Annotated in this window: 4 protein-coding genes; 2 read left to right on the top strand and 2 right to left on the bottom strand. The window is 40.0% G+C overall.

Annotated elements, in window-relative coordinates:
- The first annotated feature begins 12 nt into the window (after positions 1-12).
- Positions 13-1,053 carry an IS481 family transposase gene (locus tag D9T21_RS09015; RefSeq protein WP_123324664.1) on the top strand — a complete coding sequence of 347 codons (1,041 nt, stop codon included), beginning with the start codon at positions 13-15 and terminating at the stop codon, positions 1,051-1,053.
- Positions 1,054-1,157: 104 nt separating this feature from the next.
- Here the strand turns inward: D9T21_RS09015 and D9T21_RS09010 are convergent, their stop codons facing one another.
- Complete coding sequence (locus D9T21_RS09010) at positions 1,158-2,009, bottom strand: SprT-like domain-containing protein (protein ID WP_123324663.1); 852 nt, start codon at positions 2,007-2,009, stop codon at positions 1,158-1,160.
- A gap of 305 nt (positions 2,010-2,314) precedes the next feature.
- On the opposite strand from D9T21_RS09010, the gene D9T21_RS09005 reads away from it, so the two are divergent.
- Positions 2,315-5,419: a Tn3 family transposase gene (locus D9T21_RS09005; RefSeq protein ID WP_123324662.1), complete on the top strand. Its 3,105-nt coding sequence runs from the start codon at positions 2,315-2,317 to the stop codon at positions 5,417-5,419.
- A 277-nt stretch (positions 5,420-5,696) separates the two neighbouring features.
- On the opposite strand, the gene D9T21_RS09000 is transcribed toward D9T21_RS09005, so the two are convergent.
- The gene (locus D9T21_RS09000) at positions 5,697-5,873 is read right to left on the bottom strand and encodes a hypothetical protein (RefSeq protein ID WP_241155672.1); all 177 of its coding nucleotides are present in this window, start codon (positions 5,871-5,873) and stop codon (positions 5,697-5,699) included.
- Between the last annotated feature and the right edge of the window lie 95 nt (positions 5,874-5,968).

Raw genomic sequence — 5,968 nt, 5'->3', positions numbered from 1 at the left:
AAGGTAACTCTCATGTTGCATACTAACAATCCAATCATTAAACACAAAGCAGGTTTACTCAATCTGGCCGAAGAACTAGGCAATGTATCTAAAGCCTGTAAAATCATGGGCGTTTCTCGAGAAACGTTTTATCGTTATCAGGAACTCGTTGAGGACGGCGGCGTTGATGCGCTAATTAGTCAGTCCAGACGAACCCCAAATCTCAAGAATCGCGTGGATGAACAAACGGAGCAATCCGTTATTAATTACGCAGTAGAGTTTCCGGCACACGGCCAAGCCAGAACCAGTAATGAACTGCGTAAGCAAGGTATATTCGTGTCTGGTAGTGGTGTTCGTTCCATCTGGCTCCGTCATAACCTGGAGAACTTTAAAAAGCGCCTCGCAGCTCTGGAAGCCAAGGTTGAAAAGGAAGGCATAATCCTTAGCGAAGACCAAGTTGCAGCGCTAGAAAAGAAAAAGCAAGATGATGAAGCCTGCGGTGAAATTGAAACGCATCACCCTGGCTATCTAGGCTCTCAGGACACGTTCTATGTAGGCAACTTAAAAGGCGTTGGCCGAATTTATCAGCAGACGTTTGTTGATACCTACAGTAAAGTCGCGTTCGCTAAGCTCTACACAACGAAAACACCAATCACGTCGGCAGATGTGTTAAATGACCGTGTATTGCCGTTCTTCGAGGCTCAGGAACTGCCCATGCTGCGGATTTTAACTGACCGAGGTACTGAGTATTGTGGCAAGGTTGAACAGCACGATTACCAGTTATATCTGGCAATCAATGATATCGACCACACCAAAACCAAAGCGAGACATCCGCAAACTAACGGTATCTGTGAACGCTTCCATAAAACCATCCTGAATGAGTTTTATCAGGTGACGTTCCGTAAAAAGCTCTATGATTCTCTGGAAATGTTGCAGAAAGATCTGGACGACTGGCTAGATTATTACAACAATGAACGGACTCATCAGGGCAAAATGTGCTGCGGCCGAACGCCAATGGAAACATTAACTGATGGAAAACAGATTTGGGCTGAAAAAAATTTAGCTCAAATCTAACCTGACGCTGGCACCAGAAAACTGGGTAACTGTCAGATCAGGTCTGAGCTAGTACATCTAACGTGAAGTAATCCAGAAAAATTCAACTGACTTGTACTGATTTCTCAGTTTGGGTCGCTTTTCTTATCATATTCACGCCACTCAAAGTCTTCACCACACACCTTGCAGCTAATTTCTAACCCTGGCTTGCCATAAACGCGGTTTCCGCAACCACACACATAGCGATGACGCGTTTTTCGTGCAGTTTTTTCTTGAACAAAGAAAAAATCCGGCATGTCTTCGACATACGTATGTTCTTCGTTATCAATTTCAAACGGTATGATGATCCGTTCTTCTTTTTGTTTTGTTACCGGGTCAATAGCAAGGATGTTGACGCTTGGCTTTGCCTCGCTCGCTACTGAACTGTTGGTGCTTTCCAGAGGCGCAATCACCGGATCATACAGTCTTGGCAAAGCAAGTTTGTCAATCCAACGTAATTGAAATTTCTCAACGGTTTTGAGGGTTTCAAAGGCTTGAAGAAAAGCCCCCCCTTCTATTATGTAATCACTCATTTGCTGGCCCGTGATCTGTCCACCTGGCTCCCCAGTGGTCGAAGGCATTAATCCAACCTTAATCATTTGCATCGCCCACTCTTTGTTGTGGTAGTAGTCGCGAGCGGGATTACCATAAACGTACTGCCAACAATGGCACATCTCATGAACCAGCGTTTTCATGACTTCAATCAGACGAGAATTTGCAATGTAAGATGGGTTCATCGCAATTTCATGGCATTGTTTCCCGTTCAAACTTCCCCAGCGATCAGGCGCAAAGAAACCCATTGCTCCAGCTTTTCTTTGAAACGTAAAAATCACCTCAGGTAACGCGTTCTCAAACAATTGCTGATTAAAGTAATTGTAAGCGACCAAAAATGAATCATACAGTTCATTAGTGGGACGCGAAGATGACGATGAGTTCATGGTCAAGATTCAAAGTTAAGGTTCAATAATCTAAATGGTGGTGTGTACACACTACATAATCAAACGTTCTATTATTCGATTTAGCTATTAATATTTTATTTATATAACCAAATTCGATTTTTTTTGTAGTGTACACAACAAATTTTGGATTAATCGATGTAAATAGAGTATTTTTTGAGCGGGAAACCGTGTTTAGACACACACTATGTCATAACTTAGGTAATAGTATAGGCCTCCTCGCCTTTTCGCAAACTGAAAATACGATACAGCAATTCGACTCATCCACTATTCACAGGACTTTATGAATGAGCAAAATGGCGATTCTGTCTGCATACAGAAAGAAAAAGTTTTCCTCTGTGCCTAATTTTTCAAATGACGCAAGAACCGTTTATTTATTGCCCGATGCAGAAACCAAAAGGATCATAAACCGGCTTGAGTCTGATGAAGCTAAAGTAGGTTACTTAGTCCGCAGAGCTTATTTTCGCGCCAAAGGCTCGTTTTTCCCAATTGCAATGGCTGAGCTAAAGGATATACGCACTGCCAAACGGCTATTAGGGATTAATGCCAAACTAGATTGGGATAAATACACATCGAAGATGGCGTCCTATCACCGACAATTGATTCTAGAACAGTGCGAATGGGCCCCTTATTCTTCCGATTCAAATAGAAATGAATTAGAAGCACATGCATCTCTATTTGTTGACAAGATTCCGGAGCGTGAAGATATCTTATTTTCGCTGCTTGATTATTGTTGGCGACGACGTATAGAAATTCCAAGCTATACCGAATTAGCCACAATTGTGAGCAATAGTTTTTCTGTTTTTAACGAGCGCCTCAAAGTAACCTTATCAACACACATCACCCAAGACGTCGAAGACACTTTGCATGATTTAGTTTTAAACCCTGAATCTATTGTTAAATTAAAGCAACTCAAAAGCATTAACCAATCAACAGTTACATCACACCTAAACAACGCTGCATGCGAGCTTCGCTTTTTTAAAGACCTGTATTTCAATGTTAAAACACTTGCTGAAAAAATGAATTTTACAGTCGAAGCTCGACAGCATTATTCTAAGATAGTTAAAGATATGACCGTGACAGGACTGCGAAAACTAAAAGATAAAAATGATTTGTCTTTAAAGTTGTTAGGTTTCGTTGAAGATCAATATATTAGACGCAACGATGCAAGTATTTTAGCGTTTTTAAAACTGATGCGAGAATGGAATAACAAAGCCAAAAAACATGACAGCACGATTAAAGAGCGCGAATCAAAAGCCTTAGAATCAGCGACTGAATCGGTAGTTATTACTGCCAAGTCAGCTAACGCAATATTAAATGAAATAAAACGAATAATGGCAGACATCAATATGTCTGACGGCGAGAGGCTTACGAAAATAAAAGATTTGTTAGCAGCGTATGAGGAAGCAACAAATCCTAATATCAACAACTATATAGAGGCTGTATTGACCGGTGTTGAACAGAGTAAGAACAACACTAGAAAAATGCATTTTCTCTATCGAAATTCCATTGGAATTCAGCGTGCCGTATCTCCCCTACTAAAGCTGCTTCTAATTGATAAAGAAAACTCTGATCATAAAATTACTGAAGCGTTTCAGTATTTTATTGAATCTGATGGAAATGTAAAAGAGGCTGATGCGCCAGTCGCATTTTTTACATCGACTGATAAAGTAGTCATGGATACAGACAAGACGACGTCATATCGAGAAAAATACAAAGTGATGCTTTTTTTAGCACTTGAAAAAGCCATCCGCGCCAAAAAAGTAAACTTCCTTTTTTCCCATAGTTTCCAACCCGCGCACAAGCTTCAGATCTCTGACGCACAATGGAATGAGAAATGTGAAGAGTTTTTAAAAGCTGCTGACTTATTGAGATTTAAAGATGGTGAACAAGTATTAAGAAATGTTGGAGAGAAGACTTCAAATATCATAATTCAAGCAAACAATAATCTAGAAACGGGAGAAAATAGGTATGTTTCAGTCAGAAATGGAAAATGGAAGCTCGCTGAATATGAAGCGGACTATGATGCAAGCCAATACATACCGGGATTATTAAAAGGCTCAAAGAAAGTACTACTTTACAAGGCGTTAGCTGAATTAGATGAAGAGTTGCACTTCAGCGATGAATTTATGATCCCTAACCAAATTGGCGCATTAACGAAACCGGATAAAAAATATATCTATGGTGTGCTAATTAGCTTAGGAACCAATATGGGTCACCATGAACTAGCGCGAGCTTCCGATCTCAATGAGAAAGCACTCAGAGATATGGACGCGACTCGCTTTACCAAAAAGAAACTAGAGAACGTTATAAAAATAATCGTAAAACGCATTCAGAACATAGACCTAGCTGCCGTCTATGAAGAAGAAAAAGATGAGATACACTCTAGCAGCGATGGAAAAAAGATTGTTGTTGCTGTGGATTCACTTCTAGCTAATTACAGTTACAAATACTATGGCAAGCAACAAGGTATATCGGCTAATAGTTTTGTAGACAACAAGCAATCCTTTTTCCACGTTAATGTTCTATCTTCATCAGAAAGAGAAGCTGCTTACATGATAGATGGCCTGGTGCGTGCAAGAGAAAACATTTACGAAGAGTCAGAAAAGGATTTGTTTGTCAGAGATTTAGATGACGAAACGTTCAATAAAAAGACACACCGTCATTCTACTGATGAGTTTGGCTATACAGATGCTGCATTCACAGGCTTATTTTTTCTTAACGTTTCGTACGCGCCGCGTTTCAAGGAAATTGAAGAAAGAACCCTACATAGTTATACACACTCTTTGACTAGGTCAAAAAGCACATTACCTGTTGTGCCAAATTCTGCAATAAACAAAAAATTGATATTGGAAAATTGGGATGACATCTTGCGCTTAATGACAACTATTAAACTTGGCTACGCGTCAGCTTCAACGCTATTTCGCATGCTTTCTTCAAAGGGAGACAGCGCTCTATATAAAGCCATGAAAGAATTTGGAAAGCTTCTAAAAACCCAATTTATCTATTCATATATGGATGACAATGACCTTAGACGAAGAATCCAGAAGCAATTGAACCGTGCTGAACTTGGGCAGAAATTTAAAGCAGCAATTTTTCATGGACGAGGCGGTAAGCTTAAGGTGGGCGACCATGAAAACATAGATAAGGCAATGCTCTCTTGTGTTGTACTACAAAACATTATTGTCCTTTGGAATTATTTGTTTCTGAAAAAACACCTCAAAGAAATTTCTTCAAAGGAAGAACGGGAGTCTGAAATTGACCTTATTTCAAAAGGCAGTGTTATTGCTTGGGCACATTTTAATATGGCTGGCACACTCGATTTTGAGCACCTAGATTTTGATTCATTTGGTATACCCTTGTCTCGACTGTTTAGAATTAAGTCATTTTGAAGATACCTATTAACATAACAGTGAGGATCTCAATAATTACAGAGATTGGAAAAGAGTAACTATTAAAAAACTATATATAACAAACAATTAAAAGATTCAAGCTAGATATAGAACCCGAGGATGTCAACTTGCCAGCTAAGCGTTTTTGAAGGCATGGTTCACGGCTTTTTACTGCTAAACACCTTGGTTGAAGAAGAATGTGAAGCGGCTTACGAATTAATGAACCAATTTATTAACGGCTAACCAGATAACTAATCCGCCTCTATTAATAAGCCCCCTATTCGTCCTTCAGATGCGCTTTTAGGATTTCATAGAGCTCGGGGCGGTTTTCAGCAATTTCCTGAGTACTGAGTCCTTCCAACGAATGCGGGTACTTAAGCCAGGCTTCTGTTTCATAAAGGTAATAGTCTGGCACCAGATCGGTTTGATTACGCTGTGGCTTGTAATAAGGCACCGCTACACGAATATCCTCTGGCGTGTTTAGCCGGCACAAAGTAAGCGATCAATATAGACCCGGATCACCCCATTTTATCTAAGTCGCTCGTTAAT

It is taken from the genome of Marisediminitalea oceani, assembly GCF_003731635.1.
GTDB classification, from domain to species: domain Bacteria; phylum Pseudomonadota; class Gammaproteobacteria; order Enterobacterales; family Alteromonadaceae; genus Alteromonas; species Alteromonas oceani.
The sequence above is the reverse complement of the archived record's forward strand: the minus strand, read 5'-3'. Positions and strand labels throughout refer to the sequence as shown.

Bases quoted from the DNA above. Each gene is read 5' to 3' on its own strand.
- D9T21_RS09005 (WP_123324662.1), top strand. From the start codon at position 2,315: ATGAGCAAAATGGCGATTCTGTCTGCATACAGAAAGAAAAAGTTTTCC.
- D9T21_RS09015 (WP_123324664.1), top strand. From the start codon at position 13: ATGTTGCATACTAACAATCCAATCATTAAACACAAAGCAGGTTTACTC.
- D9T21_RS09010 (WP_123324663.1), bottom strand. From the start codon at position 2,009: ATGAACTCATCGTCATCTTCGCGTCCCACTAATGAACTGTATGATTCA.